The following is a 19,709-nucleotide window of genomic DNA, read 5'->3' as shown; positions in this document are numbered from 1 at the left end:
GCACGCCCGCTCACGGATGCCCGCTCATCGATGGCCGCTCATGGATGCCCGAGGAACCAGTCGGCGGCGAGTCCGGTGACCTCCTCCAGTGCCCCGGGTTCGGGAAAGAGATGTGTCGCGCCGGGCACCACATGGACGCGGTGCTCACCGGGCAGCCGCTCCGCGGCCCGGCGGTTGAGTCCGAGGACCGTCCCGTCGTCACCGCCGACGACCAGCAGCACCGGGCAGGCGACGAGCGCCAGCGCGTCCCCCGCCAGATCCGGACGCCCACCCCGCGAGACGACCGCCGACACCCGCTGGGGCCGCTCCGTCGCCGCCACCAGCGCGGCAGCCGCGCCCGTGCTGGCCCCGAACAGTCCCACGGGGAGGTCCGCGGTGTCCGGACGCTGCTCCAGCCAGTCGATCGCGTGCGCCAGACGCCGGGACAGCAGCCCGATGTCGAACCGGTGCTCTCCCGTTTCCGCGTCCCGGCCCGCCTCCTCGTCGGTCAGCAGGTCGAGCAGCAGCGTGCCCAGCCCCGCCAGTTGCAAGCCGGTGGCGACGGCGCGGTTGCGGGGGCTGTGCCGCGAACTGCCGCTGCCGTGCGCGAACAGCACCATCCCGCGGACCCCGGCCGGTATCTCCAGATCACCGGCGAGAACCGCCCCGCCCGAGGGAACCGTCACGGATGCGGACACCATGCCGCGCTCCCTCAGTCGGATTCCTCGGCGGCACGCCCGGCCGGCAGCAGACCTCCGATGTCCTTGGGCAGCGCCGCGACCACCTTCTCCGTCAGCTCCGGAGCGAGCGCCGCGTCCAGCACCTCCAGTACGGCGGCGGCCTCCCGTACGGCGGCGTCCTCGTCCGTCTCCGCCCGGCCGGCGATCCGTCCGGCGAACGTGGTCAGATCGAAGCGCTCGTCCCCGGGGGTGGTCTCCTTCGCCTGTCGCATGGGGGAGCCCAGGGTCGGTGGCAGCTGCGCGGCCACGTGCTCCGTGAGACCGGACGGCAGCCGTTCCGCCAGCGTGGTCAGCACGGCACGGGTCGCCATGTCGGCCGATCCGCGGTCCGGCAGCCGGGTGAGGGCCTGCACTTTTCCGATGATCTCATCGTGCTGCATGAGGTGGCGTCCTTCCTCATGGTGCGATGGTGCGGTCGTCCGCGGCGAGTACCCGAAAGCGGGCACCGGATACCGGTTTGTCCCCGGTGCCGAGGGCTACCCGTACCCTCCGAAGGAGGCCGAGGAGGTGTACGGCATGCGCGACGAACGTACCGACCGGGCCGGAAACCAGGTCCCCCGCTCCCGTTCCGGGACGATCGGCCGGCGCTTTCCCCGGACCGGCACCGAGCCGGTCACCGCCCGCAGCCCGCTGGGCCTGCGCCTGCTGCTCGCCTCGGTCTTCCTGCCGCTCTTCGTCGCGGGCTGCGCCCTTTTCGCCGTCTGGGCCGCGGACGCCGGCCCGGGCGACAGCCCCGGCCGGGGTCCGCTGATCTTCCTCTCGGTCGTCTGCGGCTTCCTCGCCCTGACGGCCCTGGTGGACCTCGTCGTCGTCGTGCGCCGCCTGCGCCGCGAACGAGGCACCCGCGGCTGAACCGGCCGCCGGGCCGGGCGCACCCCGCCCGGCAGCCGTGACCTACCAGCGGTTCCGGTGCACGACCTCTGCCACCGGGCGGCGGCTCACCGGACCGAACCGGCCGCGCGGCCACCCCACCGGGATGGCCGCGAAGGTGTTCATGTCCTCGGGGATGCCGAGGGCCGCCTTCCACTCCTCCTCCAGGAACAGGTGCCAGATGGTGATGTTGGCGGCCAGTCCCAGGGCTCGCGCGGCCAGCAGCAGGTTCTGCACGCCCGGGTAGACGCAGGAACCCTCGGCGAGCGCGGAGAAACGCTCCTGGATCCGCCCCATCCGTGCGGTCGCGTCGGGGCCCAGCGCCTCCGCGTACCGCCGCATCCCCTCCTCCTCGATCCTCGGCTCGGGGAACCGGTAGCAAGGGATGATCAGCGCCGGAGTCGCGGCGAAGTGGTCGCGCTGGTACTCGATGGCGGCGACCATGCGGTCGTAGGCGGCCTCGTCCATACCGGCCGGCGCGTACTTCCCGGTCGTGGCCAGGTAGGCGTCCACGCAGCGCTGCCACAGCGGTGCCAGACCGGCCATGACCGCGGGGTCGGTGACGACGACGTACTCGTAGCGCTGCATGTTGCCGCCGCTGGGCCCCCAGACGGCCGCCTGTATCAGCCGGTCGAGGATCTCGTCGGGGACGGGGTCGGGCCGCAGGCGCCGCATGGCCCGCGTGGTGGACATGGTGCCGAAGAGAGCCGGGTCGGCGGTGCCGTCGACCGGGGGTTCTGACAGAGCCTCTGGAGTATGCATGATCGCGAGTGTAGAGAGCATCCGCCCGGAGGGCACCGGGTGTTGACGCCGCGTCATCCGGGGGCTGCGGCAGGGGCCGTTCCAACGCCCCGCCGCCGTAAAGGAGTCGAGGCCCGGGCGGCCCCGCGCCTACGCTGCCGGCATGAGCCGTGCCAAGACCTCCTACGTCTGCCTGCCCTGCCGGGCCTCGTACAAGCAGCCGTACGACCGGGACCGGCCGCACCGGGCCTGCCCGCGCTGCGCGGAACCGCTGATCCACGTGGGGTCGGCCTTCGCGGCGCCCCGCCGCCGGGACACCGCGGCCTGGCGGACGCTGTCCGTCCTCCTCCACGCGGGAGTCCGCTTCCACCAGGGCTGCTGCCGGGGGCCCGGATACCGGCCGCGCACCCTCGGCGAGGTCCGTGAGCGGATGACGTACGCCCGGCGTACGGGCGAGCCCTTCGCCGGTGCGCTCGTCCGCCACGACCTGCCGTGGGACAGGACGCGCACCTGACCCGGCCGCGACGCCACCCCCGCGCGCGCCCGCGGGTCCCGGACCCCGGTGCGAGGCCGGCCGGCGGTCCCGCGCCTCACGCCCCTTCGAGGCGCGCCGTGCTCTGCCGTACCACCAGGTGTGTGGCCAGTTCGATCCGCTGCGCGGCCGTGCCCGGGTCGTCCGGGCGGAGCAGCATGCGGGAGGCCTCCTCGGCCATGTGGCGCAGCGGCTGGTGGACGGTGGTCAGGGGCGGGCTCGACCACTGGGCCAGCGGTACGTCGTCGTAGCCCACCACCGACAGGTCCTCCGGTACCCGCAGGCCCTTGACGCGGGCCGCCTCCAGGACGCCGAGTGCCTGCAGGTCGCTGCCCGCGAAGACCGCCGTCGGACGGCCGGGGCCGTCCAGCAGCTCCATGGCGTGCTCGAATCCGCCCTGTACGTGGAAGTCGCCGAAGCGTGTCAGGCGCGGGTCGGCCTCCAGGCCCGCCATCGCCATGGCCGAGCGGTAGCCGTCCAGGCGGGCCAGTGAGCAGAGCATGTCCTCGGGGCCGGTGATGATGGCGACCCGCCGGTGGCCGAGGTCGGTGAGATGGCGGGTGGCGGCGAGACCGCCGGCCCAGTTCGCCGAGCCGACCGAGGGGACGTCGGGGTCGGGGTCGCCCGCCGGGTCGATCACGACGAAGGGGATCGCCGCCGCCCTGAGCTGGCGTTTGATGTCCTCAGGGAGGGCGGAGAAGACCAGCACGACACCGAGCGGCCTGCGTTGCAGCACGCCCGGCAGCCACTCCGGCGCGGGGGTGTGCCGGGTGCCGCTCTCGGTGAGCGCCACCGTCGCGCGGTTCTCCTTGGCGACGTTCTCCACCCCCCGGATCAGCTCCATCGCCCACACGCTCTCCAGCTCGTGGAAGACGATCTCGATGAGCGGGGAGCGGGACGCCGGCTGGGCGCGGCGGCGGTAGCCGTGGGCGTCCAGCAGCCGTTCCACCTTGGCCCGGGTCGCGCGAGAGACATCCGATCGGCCGTTGAGGACCTTCGAAACTGTCGGCATGGAAACCCCGGCCTCTTTCGCTACCGTGGCCAGGGTGACTCTGCCGCTCACCTCGTCGTCATCGTGCATAGCCGCAGGATACGGCACCGCCCGTCGATAACGGTTTGGGCGAGTACCGACTCGACCGTTGACCGAAAGTCTCGTCTGACCTACTGTCCCACGGCATGGACTTTCGGTGATGAGGCCGAAACTTTCGAAAGGCGAACGATGAAGACACGTGCGCGCTTGCCCAGACTGGTCGCCTGCGGTGCGACGCTCACCCTCGCACTGACCCTCTCGGCCTGCGGTGGCGGGGACGGCGGGGCGTCGGCGGACGACGGCAAGATCCATGTCCTGGTCTACGGGGACGCCACCAACAAGGTCGAGAAGCAGATCGTCGACACGTTCAACAAGACGTCCGACGTCAAGGTCGTCCTCGACACCATTCCCGGTGCGGACTACCAGAAGAAGCTGCAGACGATCATCAGCACCCCGCAGGCCCCGGACGTCTTCTTCAACTGGGGCGGCGGCAGCATCAAGCCGTTCGTCAGCGCCGACCTGCTGCTGCCGCTCGACGACTTCATCGAGAAGAACCCGGACCTGGAGAACAAGTTCCTGCCGTCCGTCTTCAACAACGCCGTCGTCGACGGCAAGCCCTACGGCATCCCGATGCGCGGCACCCAGCCGGTCCTGCTCTTCCACAACAAGGCGGTCCTCGACAAGGCGGGCGTCCAGCCGCCGAAGACCTGGGACGAACTGCTCGACGCGGTGAAGAAGCTCAAGGACGAGGGCGTCACGCCGATCGCGCTCGGCGGCGGCGACGTCTGGCCCACGCAGATGTGGTTCCAGTACCTCTACGACCGCATCGCCGGACCGGAGCTGCTCCAGAAGGCCCTCGAGGGCGACAAGAGCGCCTGGGAGAGCGCGGACAGCAAGAAGGCCCTGACCATGATCAGGGAGCTGGTCGACGCCGGCGCCTTCGGCAAGAACTACGACTCCGTCAAGTACACCAACGGCGGCTCGGTCGCGCTGCTGGCCTCGGGCAAGGCCGGCTTCGAGCTGATGGGGTCCTGGTACTACTCCCAGCAGCTCACGGACCACAAGGAGTTCGCCGAGAAGGACCTCGGCTACACCACCTTCCCGACCGTCCAGGGCGGCAAGGGCGACCCGGCCAACATCGCCGGCAACACCAACAACTACTACTCGGTGCTGAAGAAGACCAAGCACCCCGAGGCCGTCGCCGAGTTCCTGAAGCTCATGTACTCCGACGACTTCGTCAAGGCGCAGCTCGAGGTCGGCAACCTGACGACCACGACCAACACCGACAAGTTCATCGACACCGCGGGCAACCCCGAGTACTCCCGCTTCCAGTACGACCTGGTCGCCGACGCCCCCTCGTTCCAGCTCTCCTGGGACCAGGCGTACCCGCAGAAGGCGAGCTCGGACATGCACAAGGCCATCCAGCAGTTCTTCAACGGACAGCTCGACGCGGACGGCTTCATCAAGGCCATGCAGGCCCTCCCGACCGAGTGACGAACGGCTCATGACCACAAAGATCACGAGCGTCCGGCCCGCCGCCGGACCCCGCAAGGGGTCCCGGCGGCGGCCGCCCGCCTCCTCCGCAACGACGGTGGGCCGCCCGGGCTTCGCCTGGGCGCTGCCCGCCGCCGTGTTCTTCGCCCTCTTCGCGATCACCCCGCTGATCATGGTCGCGGTGCTGTCGTTCATGAGCTGGGACGGTCTCAGCTCGCCCCAGTTCGTCGGCATGGACAACTGGTCGCGCCTGATGGACGACCCGGTGATGCTCAAGAGCATCTGGCTGACCCTGCTGCTGACCGTGCTCGGCGTGGTCATCCAGACGCCGCTGAGCATCGTGCTCGGCGTCTGGGCCGCCGGCCACCAGCGCAACCGGGCCGTGCTGTCCGTCATCTACTTCATTCCGCTGCTGCTGTCCGCGACGGCCGTCTCCGTGCTGTGGCGGGCGCTGCTCGACCCGAACTTCGGCATCCCGGCCGACGCCGCCTGGCTGTTCGGCGACGGCAACCTGTTCGGCGAACAGGCCACCGCCATCGGGGTGCTGGCGTTCGTCAGCACCTGGCAGTTCACCCCGTTCCACACCCTGATCTACCAGGGCGCCGCCCGGGCGATCCCCCAAGTGCTCTACCAGGCCGCGGAGATCGACGGAGCGGGCCGCTACCGGCAGTTCTTCCACATCACCCTGCCGCAGCTGCGCAACGCCATGATCACCTCGATGATCCTGATGATCGTCGGCGGTCTCACCACGTTCGAGACCGTCCTCATCCTGACCCAGGGCGGCCCCGGCACCGACACCACCATCAGCGCCTACTACATGTACGACAAGGCCTTCAAGAGCTTCGACTACGGCACCGGCTCCGCGATCGCCCTGGCCCTCGTCGTCGCGGCCACGATCATCTCGCTGATCGTCGTCCGGGTCTCCGGCTACGACAAGATGCGCAGCTCCATGGAGGGTGTGTCATGAGGCGCCGTCCCCACTACCTGGCCGGCGCCGGCTCGCTCGTCTGGCTCTTCGTCGTCGGCCTGCCGTTGTACGTGCTGCTCGCGGCGACCCTGCGCACCCGCCAGGACTACGCCGAGAACGGCCCGGTCTCCATCCCGGACAGCTTCACCCTGGACAACTACACCGGGGCCTTCGACTCGGGCTTCGGCCAGTACTTCTTCAACACGCTCGTCGTCACCGCCTGCGTGATCGGCATCGTGCTGCTGCTGGTCCCGCCGCTCGCCTACGCGATCGTACGCAGCCGCGGCAGGACCACCTCGGCGATCTTCCGGCTGTTCCTGCTCGGACTCGCCATCCCCGCCCAGGCCGTCATCGTGCCGATGTTCTACCTGATCAGCGAGGCCGGGCTGTACGACAACCTGCTCGGCGTCATCCTGCCCACGGCCGCCTTCGCCCTGCCCATGTCCGCGCTGATCCTCAGCGGCGCGATGCGCGACATCTCCCCGGAGCTGTACGAGGCCATGGCCATGGACGGCGCCTCCCCGCGGCGGATGTTCTTCCAGCTCGTCCTGCCGCTGTCGAGGGGCGGACTGTCCACCATCGTGGTCTTCTCCGCACTCCAGGCCTGGAACGGCTTCCTGTTCCCGCTCGTCCTGACCCAGTCCGACTCCTCCAAGGTCGTCACCCTGGGTCTGTACAACTTCCAGACCGAACACGGCATCGACATCCCCGGTCTGCTGGGAGCCGTGGTGCTGTCCATGGTGCCCATCCTGCTCGTCTACCTGTTCGCCCGTCGCGCCCTGGTCCAGGGTCTGATGGGCGTCGGAGGAAAGTGACTGCCGACGTGGCCGTAGAGACCACCCCCGAAATCCCCCTCTGGAACGACCCCGACCACCCCGTCACCGCCAGAGTCGACGCGCTCATCGGCGCGATGACCCTGGACGAGAAGATCGCGCAGCTGTACGGCGTGTGGGTCGGCGCGTCCGCCAACGGCGGCGAAGTCGCCCCGCACCAGCACGACATGGAGGAAGCCGTCGACCTCGACGCGCTTCTGCCCAGCGGACTGGGCCAGTTGACCCGCCCCTTCGGCACCGCGCCCGTCGACCCGGCGCTCGGCGCGCTCTCCCTGCTGCGCACCCAGTCGCGCATCACCTCGGCCGGCCGCTTCGGCATTCCCGCCGTCGCGCACGAGGAGTGCCTGGCCGGCTTCGCCGCCTGGGGCGCCACCGCCTACCCCGTCCCGCTCTCCTGGGGCGCCACCTTCGACCCCGGCGTGGTGCGCCGCATGGCCGCCGCCATCGGCCGCGACATGCGGTCCGTCGGCATCCACCAGGGCCTCGCCCCCGTCCTCGACGTGGTCCGCGACGCCCGCTGGGGCCGCGTGGAGGAGACCATCGGCGAGGACCCCTACCTCGTCGGCACCATCGGCACCGCCTACGTCCAGGGCCTGGAGTCCGCCGGGATCATCGCGACCCTCAAGCACTTCGTCGGCTACTCCGCCTCCCGCGCCGGACGCAACCTCGCCCCCTCGCCCATGGGCGCCCGCGAACGCGCCGACGTCCTGCTGCCGCCGTTCGAGATGGCCGTCCGCGAGGGCGGCGCCCGCTCCGTCATGCACTCCTACACGGACACCGACGGCGTCCCCGCCGCGGCCGACGAGAGCCTGCTGACCGGACTGCTCCGCGACACCTGGGGCTTCGACGGCACCGTCGTCGCCGACTACTTCGGCATCGCCTTCCTCAAGACCCTGCACGGCGTCGCGGGCGACTGGGCCGGCGCCGCGGGAGCCGCGCTGAACGCCGGCGTCGACGTCGAACTGCCCACCGTCAAGACGTTCGGCGCACCGCTCGCCGAGGCCGTCGCCGACGGCCGGGTCCCGGAGTCGGTCATCGACCGCGCCCTGCGCCGCGTCCTCGGCCAGAAGGCGCTGCTCGGCCTGCTCGACCCGGACTGGAGCCCGGTGCCGCCCGCGCTCGACGGCGCCGACCTGGACGACCCCGACGCGCTGCGCGGCACGATCGACCTGGACGGCCCCGAGAACCGCGAACTGGCCCGCGAGGTCGCCGAGAAGGCCGTCGTCCTCCTCACCAACGACGGCGCCCTGCCCCTCTCCCGGCCCCGCCGCATCGCCCTGGTCGGCCCCAACGCGGCCGAGGCCACCGCCGTACTGGGCTGCTACTCCTTCCCCCAGCACGTCGGCGTGCAGTACCCGGACGTCCCGGTCGGCATCGACCTGCCCACCCTGCGGGACACCCTGGCCGCCGAGTTCCCCGACGCCGACATCACGGTCGCCCGCGGCACCGGCGTCGACGACGGGGACCTCACCGGCGTCGACGCGGCCGTGGCCGCCGCCCGGGACGCGGACATCGTCATCGCCGTCCTCGGCGACCGCGCCGGCCTGTTCGGCCGCGGCACCAGCGGCGAGGGCTGCGACGCCGAGTCCCTCTCTTTGCCCGGCGCCCAGCAGCACCTGCTGGACGCGCTGCTCGACTCCGGCACGCCGGTGGTGACCGTCCTGCTCGCGGGCCGCCCGTACGCGCTCGGCCGCGCGGTGGCGGAGTCCGCGGCGATCGTGCAGTCCTTCTTCCCCGGAGTCGCCGGCACCCACGCCATCGCCGGCGTCCTCAGCGGCCGTACCAACCCCTCCGGCCGTCTCCCGGTCAGCGTGCCACGCGGCCCCGGCTCCCAGCCGACCACCTACCTCGGCGCACGCCTCGCCCAGGTCAGCGAGGTCTCCAACATCGACCCGACCCCGGCGTTCGGCTTCGGCCACGGCCTGACGTACACGAGTTTCGCCTGGAGCGACCTCGCCGTGGACGCGCACGAGGCGGGCACGGACGGCGAGTTCGCCCTCGCCCTCACCGTCCGCAACACCGGCGACCGCTCCGGCACCGAGGTCGTCCAGCTCTACCTCCACGACCCGGTCGCCTCCGTCGTCCAGCCGGTGCAGCGCCTCGTCGGCTACACCCGCCTGGAGCTGGCACCGGGGGAGTCCCGCCGCGTCCACGTCACGGTCCCGGCCGACGTGGCCTCCTTCACCGGCCGCGACGGCCACCGGATCGTCGAACCGGGCGACCTGGAACTCCGCCTGGCCACATCGAGCACCGACACCCGCCTGACGACGACGGTCACCCTGACGGGCCCGGAACGCCGGGTGGACCACACCCGCCGCTTCCACGCGGCGTTCACCGAGGAGCCGGCCCCGGAGGTGTGACCCGGACCCGCCCGCCCCGCTCCGGCCGGCCCGAACCGCACACGCGGTGCGGGCCGGCCGGAGTCGAGTAGGGTCCGGTGTCGATGACGACGTTCGACGAGAGCGAGCGGCGGATGTGGGCGGGCCGGGGCGCCGCCTATGCCGGAAGCTTCGCCGAGCTGTGCGCCCGCCCGGTGCCGCGACTGCTCGATGCCGCCGAGGTGGGACCCGGAGTGCGGCTGCTGGACGTGGGGACCGGACCGGGAACGGTCGCCGCCGCCGGCTGTGCGCGGGGTGCGACGGTGACGGCCGTCGACGCGGAGCCGACCATGGTCGAGTTGGCGGTGCGGGCCGCTCCCACGGCGGACGTGCGCGTGGCCACGCTGCCCGATCTCCCTTTCGCGGACGGTCAGTTCGACGCCGTCGTGGCGAACTTCGTGCTGAACCATGTCGGCAGGCCCCAGGCGGCCCTGGCCGAGCTCCGTCGTGTCGTGAGGCCCGACGGTTGGATCGCGGTGACCATCTGGGCGGCTCCGCCGGCACCGGGGCAGGCATTGATCGGCCGCGCGATTCAAGCCGCGGGTGCGGTGCGTCCACCCCATCTGCCCGCCGGATTGGCCCCCGGTGACGACTTTCCCCGTGACGAGAGCGGGCTGACGGGGCTGATGGATGCGGCGGGGCTGCGCGAGGCGAGGTGCGAGACCCTGCGCTGGGATCACCGCGCGAGCGCGGACGAGTGGTGGGCCGGCCCTTCGAGTGGCGTCGCGTTCGGCGGGCAGATGGTGAACAGCCAACCCCCTGGGATCCGCGCCGACATCAAGCGCCACTTCGACCTGTTCAGTGCTGATTTCGCCGACGCGGACGGTGTGCTGACGTTGCCACATGCGGCGTTGCTCGCCCGCGCGCGTCGCTGACTCGCCTGCTGCCGGCTGCGGCGCGTCGTACTCGCTCCGCGTTGCGGAGTTCGCCTTCACAAGAGCCGCTGCGGTGGGCCGTATTGATCGCGTGCCCGGCCATCTGATGGGGTGGCCGGCATGACCGAGCTCGGACCCGTCCCCTGGCCGCCCGCACCGATCAGGACCGAGAGGCTGGTGCTCCGTGCGCCCGAGGACCGGGACCGAGGGGCGTTCATCGAGTTGCTGGCGTCGCCTGAGGTGCACACCTACCTGGGCGGCCCTCGCCCGAGGGACGAGCTCGAGCGCGAGATGCCCGGGGCGCCCGAGCGGTGGCCCGGGAACTTCGCCGTCGAACTCGACGGGGCGATGATCGGTCAGGTCCTGCTCCGCAGAGCGACGGAGCACCGTCGCCCGGCCGCCGCGGGGAAGGTCGATCTCGGCTACCTGTTCCTCCCGCGGGCGTGGGGATTCGGGTACGCCGCCGAGGCGTGCACCGCGGCACTGGACTGGCTCGCCGGGGCCCTTCCCGGCGAGCCGGTGGTGCTCGCCACCCAGACCGCCAACGCCCGTTCGATGAGCCTCGCGGCACGACTGGGGTTCACGGAGGTGGAGCGGTTCCACGCCTGGGACGCCGAGCAGTGGCTCGGTCTGCGGTCCCCGGTCACGCCGTCCGCGTGAGCGAACGGGCGGAGGCTTTCGCGGCGGCGCGCCGTCACGAATCCGAGCCCGACCAGACCTTGCACAAAACGGATGAGATTGTCCATAAGTGATCGAATGGCGTGCCTGATCGACCGGCCCTCCCCCACCCCGCTGTGCGCTGTCAGTGGCGGTCCGTAGTCTCGACGGTGTGGAGGGGAAAGAGGGAAACGCACCGCAGGCGCAGGAAACGGACGCGGAGGTCTGGCAGCGGCTGAGCGCGTACGCCTACCTCAGCGCGCCCGAGCGCCTGGAGTACATGGCGGTGATGCGCGTGTTCTGCGGCACGCTGCTGGCGGACCTGTCCGTGCCCGACCTGGCAGGCAAGCTCGCCGAGCTGGGCGGCCCGGGCGCCGGAATGGACACGGAAACGCTCACCCGCAGGCTCGAGGAACTCGTGCGCTGGGGCAACCTGCTGCGCAGCACCCACACCGTCAGGGCGACGAGCATCTCCGAGTACCAGCGCTCCCGCTCCCGCTACCAGCTGTCCAAGCTGGGGGAGCGCGTACAGCGCGACGCGGACGAGGTGCTGGCCGGGGCGGACGCGGCCCGCGAGGTGAGCAGCGAGCTGCTGGCGCTGGTCGACCGCGGCCTGCGCGAGCTCGCCGTCATGGCCGCGGCGCCGGGCGGTGCGGACCCGCAGCAGGCACTGGAGCGGATCAGCACACTCTTCGTGCAGTTCACCGGCTTCGCGGAGTCCGTCCGGGACTTCTACGCCTACCTCGGCCAGGTGCTGGCACGCTACGACCTCGACTCGGCCGAGTACCAGGGCTTCAAGGAGCTGCTGCTCGACTACGTGGAGGCCATCACCGAGGACGTCTCCTTCCGGGCCCCGCGCATCGCCGCCCACCTGGACGACCTCCGGCCGCACCTGCCGGCGCTGCTCGCCCGGATCGACGCGCACGCGGCCGGCATCGGAGCACCCGCCGACGGACTGCCCGAGACGCGAGTGCAGCGCAGCCGCGGCCGGGACCTGGCGGACTGGGAGGGCATGCAGGAGTGGTTCACCACCGGCGGAGCGCACTCCAGCCAGGTGGACCAGCTGCGGGACGCCACCCTGCGCGCCCTGCAGTCACTGCTCGCCAACGCCAAACGGATGCTGCGCTCGGCCTCCGGGGAGATGTCCCGCCGCAAGGACCTGCTGCGGCTCGCGGCCTGGTTCGACGCGGCCGGACCGGAAGAGGCCCACGACGTGGCGGTCGCCGCCTTCGGCCTCTACGGCGCACGGCACCTGGGAGTCGCGCCCGACCCCGACCAGCCCGTAGCGGCCCACGTGAGCTGGTGGACCGGCCCCGTGGTGGACGTACCGGTGGCACTGCGCGAGCGCGGCAGCAGGTCACCGCGCGGACGCGCGGCGGCGGCCGAGGACCACTCCGAACAGAAACGCCGCCTCCTGGAGCAGGCCCGGCAGCAGGCCGAGGCCCGCCGATCGGCGGCCGACGAACTGCGCAGCGCGTCCGGCCGGTTCGACCAGGTACGCCTCGGCGCCCCGGCCATGCGCCTGCTGCTGGAACTGCTCACCACCGCCCTCGGCAACGCCCGGCTGCACCAGGACACGGGCGGCTTCCTGCTCGACGGCGCACAGGCGGACGACGCGGACCTCGGCATCCGGCTGACCGCGTGGCGCACGCCCGGCCGGTCCACCGTCCTGCGCTCCGTGGACGGCGACCTGACCGCGGACGACCTCACCGTGGCCGTCGAGAGCACGTCCGCGCACTCCGCGCGGGAAGCGAGCGCCTGATGCCCCTGCCCTCCGCCCACGACGTCGCCCTCGCCGCCGAGCGCCGCACCGCCGCCCGGCTCCTGCTGGCCCACCCGCTGGTCACCAGTACCGGACCGCACAGCGACACGTTCCCCCTGATCCGCCGCCACGCCGACTGGCTCGCCCAGCGCTTCCAGCAGGTGTTCGGCTACCGCCTGCTCGTCGAGGCCTCCTACGCCCGGCTGTTCAAGGCGGGACTCGGCCCGGGTTCCGGCCACCGCCTGGAACGGCCGTCGACCGGAACGCCGTTCACCCCACGGACGTACGCCTACCTGGCCCTCGCCCTGTCCGTCCTCGTCACCGCCCCGGAACAGCTCCTGCTCTCCCAGCTCGTCGCCGACCTGCGCGCCGCGGCCGTCGACGCCGGGATCGAGATCACCGACACCGGACGGCAGGCCGAGCGACGCACCCTCGCGGCCGCCCTGCGGCAACTCGTCGACTGGGGCGTCCTGGTGGAGACCGAGGGCCAGGTGACGGCCGTCGCCGAGGAACGGGCCGGGGAAGCACTGCTCACCGTGGACCGCGACATCGCGCGAGCCGTCGTCGCCGGCCCGCTCGCCCAGAGCCGCGACGGCGCCGACCTCGTCCGCCGGGCCGCCGACCCCGGTTTCGGAGGACCCCGTACGTACGTCCGCCGGCGCCTCGTCGAAACCCCCGTCGTCCACCTCGACGACCTCACCGACGCCGAGCGCGAATGGCTGCGCACCCGGCAGCGGCGCGAGGCGCAGGCCTTCTCCGAACTGCTCGGCCTGGAGGCCGAGATCCGCGCCGAGGGCATCGCCCTGATCGACACGGACGACGACCTCACCGACCTCCACCTCCCGGGCACCGGCACGGTCGCCCAGGCCGCGCTGCTCCTCGTGGAGCGACTGGTCGAGCGGCTGCGGCCCGAGGACCCCGGCCATCCGGCGGTCGGCGGACGGCTCGTCATCGGCGTACCCGTCCCGCACGGGCTGCTGCCCGGCCTGCTCGACGAACTGATCGAGGAGTACGGCGGACGTGGCACCTGGCAGCGCGGCCACCTGGAGGACCGGAACGGATTCCTCGCCGCCGTGCTCGACCACCTCGCCCCGGATGCGCCTGATGGCACCCGCAGGACCCGTCCGCGCGGACGGCCACGGCGTGCCCGGGGGATACGACGGGACGACGGCCGACGGCCGCTCCGTCACCGATGTCTCGGGTGCACGCGGCCAGGGCCCCGCCGACGGCGGCTGGATCCTGCTCGCCGCTGCCGCACGCTACGCCACCACGGTGGCCGTCGGACCACGTACCACCCGGTCGTCGACGGACGACCCCGCCAAGGAGCAGACCCGATGAACCGCCCGCCGTCCCCGCACCGCTACCGACTGCACCGCGCGGGCATCCGGAACGTCTGGCAGTACGACCACCAGGAGTTCACCTTCGGCGAGGGCCGCCTGCTGCTGCGCGGCAAGAACGGCGCGGGCAAGTCCAAGGCCCTGGAGATGCTGCTGCCCTACCTCCTCGACGGCGACGCCCGCGCCCTGGACGCCACGGGAACCGGCCGCACCACCCTGAGCTGGCTGATGCTCGACGGCTTCACCCGGACCAACCGGCTGGGCTACCTCTGGCTGGAATTCGCGCGGACGGACGAGGAAGGCGACGAACAGCGCCTGACCGTCGGCGCCGCCGTCCGGGCGTCCCAGTCGACCAGGACGGCGAAGCCCTTCTTCTTCACCACACGCCTGCGCGTCGGCGAGGACCTCGACCTCGCCCCCGGCGACCACCCCCTCCCCGTCGACCGGCTGAAGACCCTGGTCGGCCCGGAGAACGTCACCGACCGTGCCGTCGAGCACCGGGCCCGGGTCGCCCGCGACCTGTTCGGCCTCACCGACCCGGCGCGCTACCGCAACCTGCTCCACCTGCTGCACCGGCTGCGCCGCCCCACCATCGGCGACCGCATCGACTCCGGCGGACTCGTCCAGATCCTCGCCGAGACCCTGCCCGCCCTCGACGACGAGATCGTGGAGAAGGTGGCCCGCAGCCTGGACGACCTCGACTCCGTCCGCGCCTATCTCGGACGCCTCGAACGCACCGACCAGGCACTGCGCACCTTCCTCACCGCCTACCGCGGCTACCTGCACGGCACGCTGCGCCGCCGCACCGACCAGGCGAGCGGTGCGCTGGAACGGCTCGCGGAGCACCGCGAGTCCGCCGCCGACGCCGTGTCCAAGGCGGGGGAACTCCGCGCGCGCGAGCGGGAACTCGACGCCCGCATCGAGACCCTCGAAAGCGAGTCGGCCGCGGCCGCGACGGACCTGGCCGCGCTGCACGCCGGCACCGCATACCGCAGCCTGCGGGAACTCGGAGAGAAACGCGACACCGTCACCGCCCTGCGCAGCGCGGCCGACGCCGCCTTCAAGGCCGTCCGCCACGCACACCTGAACGAGGAGGAAGCAGGCCGGCGCCTCACCGCCGAGGCCGGGCGGCTCGGCGAAGAACTGGTGGAACTGAGCACCGCACACGCCGAGTCGGTACGAGAAGCCGAGCGGTCCGGAGTGGACCCCGCGCACCTCGGGGAGCCCACGGCAACCCCCGTCGCCCCGGTCGCACCCGCCACCACGGCCGAACTGACCGTACCGGGAGGCGACTTCCACCTGGTCCGGCACGGCGAGGTACTGGCGGTCGACACCGAACTCTGCGCGACCGCGCTGCACGCCTGGGACACCCGGCTCGACGCCGCACAGCCGCTGATCAGGAACCGGGTCCGCTTCATCACCGAACTGGCCGCCCTCATCGAGCGGTCGGACGCGGCCCACCGGGAGGCGGACGAGGCCGACGCCACCCGGGAGCGCCTTGAGGAACAAGTGGAACAGGCCCGCACCCGGACCGGACAGCGACGCCAGGAGACCGCGCACGAGGGAGAGGCGTACGCGGATGCGGCCACGACGTGGGCCGGGCGCCTGCGCGAACTCACCGGACTGCCCCTGGACGACGTACTGGCCCCCCTCACCCACGACCCGGCCGACGGCCCGCTGCCCGCCCACACCCCCGACGAGGTGGCCGACACCGCCAGATCCGCCGTCGACCCCTGGCTGGCGGACCTGGCCGAGGAACGCGACACCCTCGCCCTGACCGCCCGCGCACGGGAGACCGAACGGAACGATCTCCGGCAGCAGCGCGAGCGATGGGAACGCCTCACCGACCCCGAACCCTCACCGCCGCCCCACCGCACGGCCGACCGCGCACCCGGCACCGGAGCACCCCTGTACCGCCTGGTCGACTTCGCCCCCGGCCTGGAACCGGCCGCGCGGGCCGGGCTGGAAGCCGCGCTGGAGGCGAGCTGCCTGCTCGACGCATGGGTGTGCGCCGACGGCACGCTCCTCGACCCGGCCACACGGGACACCCTCCTGATCCCCGGAACACCCGCGCCCGGGCCGACGCTCCTCCAGGTGCTGCGCCCCGTCGCGGCACCGGACAGCGGCGTGACGGAGGAGCGGGTGCACCGCCTGCTGGAGACGGTGGCCCTCGCCGCCGGCGGAGTCCCCCTCACCGCCGCCGCCCCGGCCGCCGACACGGAGACCGGCCCGCACGCCGCGATCGGCACCGACGGCTCCTGGCGGCTCGGCATCGCCCGAGGCCGCCACTCCAAGCAGACCGCCGAGTACGTCGGCGCGGAAGTGCGCGCGGAGACCCGCCGCCGCGCCCTCGCGGACATCGACCGCAGGCTGAGCGACGTGGACGGCGAGCTGGAGGAGCGCCGGCAGGCCCTGCGCGTCCTGACCGACCACCGTGACCAGGTCGACCGAACCGTGCGCCGACCGCCCTCGGCCCGTGGGCTGACGGACGCGTGGGCCCGCACCGCCGAGGCCGACCGCGCCGTCGAGTCCCTCGCCTCGCAGGCGTCCACGGCCGCCCGCGAGGCACACCGGGCACGTGCCCGCGCGGTCGCCGCCCGGCGCGAGACCATGGCGACGGCGAACGCCCAGGACCTCCCGACGGACCCGGCCGCACTCGAAACGGTCCGCCTGGCCCTCGACCGCCTCGGACAGGGCACACGGCACCTTCGGCGGCGCATCCGCGCGGTCCTGGCCACGGCCGACAACCACCGCGACAGCCGGACCGACTACGAGCGCACCGCCTCGGCCCGACGGGAGGCCGAAGCGGACTACGCCGAACCTCTCGGCCGCCTGGAGGCCGCCCGCCGTACCGTCCGGTCCCTGGAGGAGGCCCTCGGCGCCACGGAACAGGAGATCCTCGCGCGGGAAGCCGACGCCCAACGCCGCCTGGACGCGGTGGGACGCCAACTGCCGCCCGCCCGGAGGGACCGGAGCGCCGTGCACGACCTGTGCGTCCGGGCCGAGGAGGAGGAGCGGAAGCGGCACGAGGCACTCGCCGCGCAGGAGACCGAGGCGCTGGCCTGCGGCAGAAGGCTGCGCACCGCCCTCGCGCTGTCGGGCGTACTGAAGGGAGCGGGCCTCGACACCGGCGCGGACGGGGGTGCGGTCCTGAAGTCACAGGATCCCGTGCACCATGACGTGCCGGAGCGCATCACGGCACTGGGCCTGCTGACCGACGCCGTGCGCCGCGGCCTGGACGCCGAACGCCGCGACGTCTCCGACACCGCCCTCCTCAACCGGCACACCGAACTGCGCGACCAGCTCTCCGGCGGCTACGACGCGACCATCGAGGAAAACGAAGGCATCAAGCTGTGCCGACTCGTCGACGACCAGGGCCCGCGGGACATCGCCGAGGTCGGCGAACGCATCGCGACCGAGGCCGCCGAGGCACGCGACCGTCTGACGGAACGCGAGCGCGAGGTATTCCAGCGCTTCCTGACCGGAGAGCTGGGCGACCACCTGTCCGCACAGGTACTGGCCGCGGGAGCCCTGGTCACCGCCCTCAACACCACCCTCGCGACGGTCCGCACGTCACACGGCCTGGGCGTCACCCTCGACTGGAAGCTGGCCGACGGCGTGGAGGCCGACGTCAAGGCGGCCGTCGACCTCCTGCGCAGCCCCTCGGGCCTGCGCACCCGCGAGCAGTCCGAGCAGCTCCGCGAAGTCCTCCAGCGCCGTATCGAGGACGCCCGCCGCGCCGACCCGGCCGCCGGATACGCGGCCCACCTGCGCACCGCGCTGAACTACCGGGACTGGTTCACCTTCACCCCCTGGGTGGTGAACGACGCGGCACCGGGCAGCCGCCGCAAACTGTCCGGCCGTACGGGCCTGAGCCAGGGCGAACAGCGGGTCCTCTCCTACCTGGTCCTCTTCGCCGCGGCGGCGGCCCACTTCACCGGCCTCGCCGACGCCGCCCCGCACACCCCCCGCCTCATCCTCCTCGACGACGCGTTCGCCAAGGTCGACGAGCCCACACACGCCCGTCTCGGCCGCATCCTGGTCGACCTGGACCTCGACTTCGTCCTCACCAGCGAACGCCTGATCGGCAACTGGCCCGACGTGCCGTCCCTGCACATCTACGAGTGCCTGCGCGACCCGCACGTCCGGGGCGTGGCGACGCTCCACTACACGTGGAACGGACGGCAGCGGAGACTGATGCCGGTATGAACCGCCCCGGACCCACCGAGGGCTCCCTGGACGCCGAGACCCTCGCCTTCCTCACCCGTCCGGGCCTCACCCGCCTCTGGACGGCGGCCCGCACCCGCCTCGAACGCAACGGCCTCCGGCCCACCGGCACCCTGAGACTCCAGCACCTGGACGCGGCGGAGCGCGAGGCCCTCTCCCTCCTCCTGGCCAGACCCGTCACCGCCCCCACCACCACGGTCAGCCTTCCCGACCTGGACGCCCGCCTGCGGGCCAGCGCGGCCGGCCGGGGCCTGGCCGCGACCCTGGAGGAACTGGGCCCGCCCCTGAGGGACCGCGGGGCGCTCCGCGACGCGGCGGCGGCCGAACGAGCCCGCGTCTGGTCGACGGCCCGGGCGGAGCTGGAGTCCACCTCCCTGTCGTCCCGCCCCTGGACGGCACGGTGGCTGGAGGACCTGCGCCGCGGCGGCACCCTCACCCGCCAGGCCCCGCACACCGCGACCACGGTCGTCACCCAGGCGATCCGCACCCTGGCCACCCTCTTCCCGGACGGCGAAGCGCATCCCGCCCCGGCCTCCTGGGGCCGCGGCGAACTGGCCACCCGCACCACCGGCTCCGCCCACGGCCTGGACGACGGCACCCTGCTGTCCCGGCTGGTCCTGCGCGGCATAGCCCTGGCACACGACACCGACCTCCCCACCGACGCCCCCGCCCGCCGGGCCCTGTGGCGCGCGGCCTCCGTCACCCCGGACGAGGTCTCCAGCACGGTCCTCACCTACGGTCTGCGCCCCACCGGCACCACCTGGCAGGAGACGGCCCTGCGCGACCGCGCCGACCACCACGGGGAAACCCACCTGACCCTGCGCGACCTGCGCACACTCCGCTTGACGATGCCACCCGGCACCCGGATCCACGTCTGCGAGAACCCCCGCGTGGTCGAAGCCGCCGCCGACACCGCCCGCACCGCACCCCTGGTCTGCACCTCGGGCAGCGCGACGACGGTCGTCCTCACCCTCCTCGACGCCCTGGCGGCGACCGGCTGCGCCTTCGCCTACCACGGCGACTTCGACTGGCTCGGCATCACCCTCGCCAACCGCATCACCCGGCGCTACGCCGCCGAACCGTGGCGCATGAGCGTCCCCGACTACGAGCACCTGGCGACCCGCACCCGACTGCACGGCACGCCGCACCTCCCCCTCACCGGCCCACCGGTGGAGGCCGCGTGGGACCCGGAACTGGCGCCCGCCATGGAGGCCTCGGGCGTCGCCCTGCACGAGGAGGCGGCGCTGGACCTGCTCCTGGAGGACCTCGGGTAGGCCGGACGAGGTT

At 72.6% G+C, this 19,709-nt stretch carries 15 protein-coding genes; 11 read left to right on the top strand and 4 right to left on the bottom strand.

All coding sequences use genetic code 11. The features are described from left to right. Nucleotides 1-38: 38 nt before the first annotated feature. A complete protein-coding gene (locus ACZ434_RS13675; protein ID WP_468455131.1) occupies nucleotides 39-680 on the bottom strand; it encodes a dienelactone hydrolase family protein in 642 nt (213 codons plus the stop codon). An 11-nt stretch (nucleotides 681-691) separates the two neighbouring features. Next, entirely contained in the window at nucleotides 692-1,099 is a 408-nt protein-coding gene (locus ACZ434_RS13670) for a DUF2267 domain-containing protein (RefSeq protein WP_468455129.1), read from the bottom strand. 136 nt (nucleotides 1,100-1,235) lie between these two features. Between ACZ434_RS13670 and ACZ434_RS13665 the strand changes: the two genes are divergently transcribed. Beyond that, nucleotides 1,236-1,571: a DUF6343 family protein gene (locus ACZ434_RS13665; RefSeq protein ID WP_468455127.1), complete on the top strand. Its 336-nt coding sequence runs from the start codon at nucleotides 1,236-1,238 to the stop codon at nucleotides 1,569-1,571. A 42-nt stretch (nucleotides 1,572-1,613) separates the two neighbouring features. On the opposite strand, the gene ACZ434_RS13660 is transcribed toward ACZ434_RS13665, so the two are convergent. Next, the gene (locus ACZ434_RS13660; RefSeq protein ID WP_468455125.1) at nucleotides 1,614-2,351 is read right to left on the bottom strand and encodes a nitroreductase family protein; all 738 of its coding nucleotides are present in this window, start codon (nucleotides 2,349-2,351) and stop codon (nucleotides 1,614-1,616) included. Between the two features lie 142 nt (nucleotides 2,352-2,493). On the opposite strand from ACZ434_RS13660, the gene ACZ434_RS13655 reads away from it, so the two are divergent. Continuing rightward, the gene (locus tag ACZ434_RS13655; protein WP_468455123.1) at nucleotides 2,494-2,844 is read left to right on the top strand and encodes a deoxyxylulose-5-phosphate synthase; all 351 of its coding nucleotides are present in this window, start codon (nucleotides 2,494-2,496) and stop codon (nucleotides 2,842-2,844) included. A 76-nt stretch (nucleotides 2,845-2,920) separates the two neighbouring features. Here ACZ434_RS13655 and ACZ434_RS13650 read toward each other — a convergent pair whose 3' ends face one another. Continuing rightward, nucleotides 2,921-3,943: a LacI family DNA-binding transcriptional regulator gene (locus tag ACZ434_RS13650; RefSeq protein ID WP_468455121.1), complete on the bottom strand. Its 1,023-nt coding sequence runs from the start codon at nucleotides 3,941-3,943 to the stop codon at nucleotides 2,921-2,923. A 138-nt stretch (nucleotides 3,944-4,081) separates the two neighbouring features. Between ACZ434_RS13650 and ACZ434_RS13645 the strand changes: the two genes are divergently transcribed. The 9 genes from ACZ434_RS13645 (at nucleotide 4,082) to ACZ434_RS13605 (ending at nucleotide 19,696) form a co-directional block, all read left to right on the top strand. Beyond that, nucleotides 4,082-5,386 (top strand): ABC transporter substrate-binding protein, encoded by a 1,305-nt coding sequence (locus ACZ434_RS13645; protein ID WP_468455119.1) that lies wholly within the window; start codon nucleotides 4,082-4,084, stop codon nucleotides 5,384-5,386. Between the two features lie 10 nt (nucleotides 5,387-5,396). After that, nucleotides 5,397-6,353 carry a carbohydrate ABC transporter permease gene (locus tag ACZ434_RS13640; RefSeq protein WP_468455117.1) on the top strand — a complete coding sequence of 319 codons (957 nt, stop codon included), beginning with the start codon at nucleotides 5,397-5,399 and terminating at the stop codon, nucleotides 6,351-6,353. Next, nucleotides 6,350-7,168: a carbohydrate ABC transporter permease gene (locus ACZ434_RS13635; RefSeq protein ID WP_468455115.1), complete on the top strand. Its 819-nt coding sequence runs from the start codon at nucleotides 6,350-6,352 to the stop codon at nucleotides 7,166-7,168. Before ACZ434_RS13640 ends, ACZ434_RS13635 begins: the two co-directional genes overlap by 4 nt. Beyond that, nucleotides 7,165-9,546, top strand: a complete 2,382-nt coding sequence (locus ACZ434_RS13630) for a beta-xylosidase/alpha-l-arabinosidase (protein ID WP_468455113.1) — start codon at nucleotides 7,165-7,167, stop codon at nucleotides 9,544-9,546. The genes ACZ434_RS13635 and ACZ434_RS13630 overlap by 4 nt, the downstream gene beginning before the upstream one ends. Nucleotides 9,547-9,629: 83 nt before the next feature. Continuing rightward, the gene (locus tag ACZ434_RS13625) at nucleotides 9,630-10,439 is read left to right on the top strand and encodes a class I SAM-dependent methyltransferase (RefSeq protein WP_468455111.1); all 810 of its coding nucleotides are present in this window, start codon (nucleotides 9,630-9,632) and stop codon (nucleotides 10,437-10,439) included. Between the two features lie 120 nt (nucleotides 10,440-10,559). Continuing rightward, nucleotides 10,560-11,099, top strand: a complete 540-nt coding sequence (locus ACZ434_RS13620; RefSeq protein ID WP_468455109.1) for a GNAT family N-acetyltransferase — start codon at nucleotides 10,560-10,562, stop codon at nucleotides 11,097-11,099. 169 nt (nucleotides 11,100-11,268) lie between these two features. Continuing rightward, complete coding sequence (locus ACZ434_RS13615; protein ID WP_468455106.1) at nucleotides 11,269-12,858, top strand: TIGR02677 family protein; 1,590 nt, start codon at nucleotides 11,269-11,271, stop codon at nucleotides 12,856-12,858. Then, on the top strand, nucleotides 12,858-18,404 hold the full coding sequence (locus tag ACZ434_RS13610; RefSeq protein ID WP_468455104.1) for a TIGR02680 family protein: 5,547 nt from the start codon (nucleotides 12,858-12,860) through the stop codon (nucleotides 18,402-18,404). The genes ACZ434_RS13615 and ACZ434_RS13610 overlap by 1 nt, the downstream gene beginning before the upstream one ends. Beyond that, nucleotides 18,401-19,696, top strand: coding sequence for a TIGR02679 family protein (locus ACZ434_RS13605; RefSeq protein ID WP_468455102.1), 1,296 nt, complete (start codon nucleotides 18,401-18,403; stop codon nucleotides 19,694-19,696). The genes ACZ434_RS13610 and ACZ434_RS13605 overlap by 4 nt, the downstream gene beginning before the upstream one ends. The last annotated feature ends 13 nt before the right edge of the window (nucleotides 19,697-19,709 follow it).

Source organism: Streptomyces sp. NPDC030893, from assembly GCF_055571535.1.
This window is presented reverse-complemented; position numbering and strand designations above follow the sequence as displayed.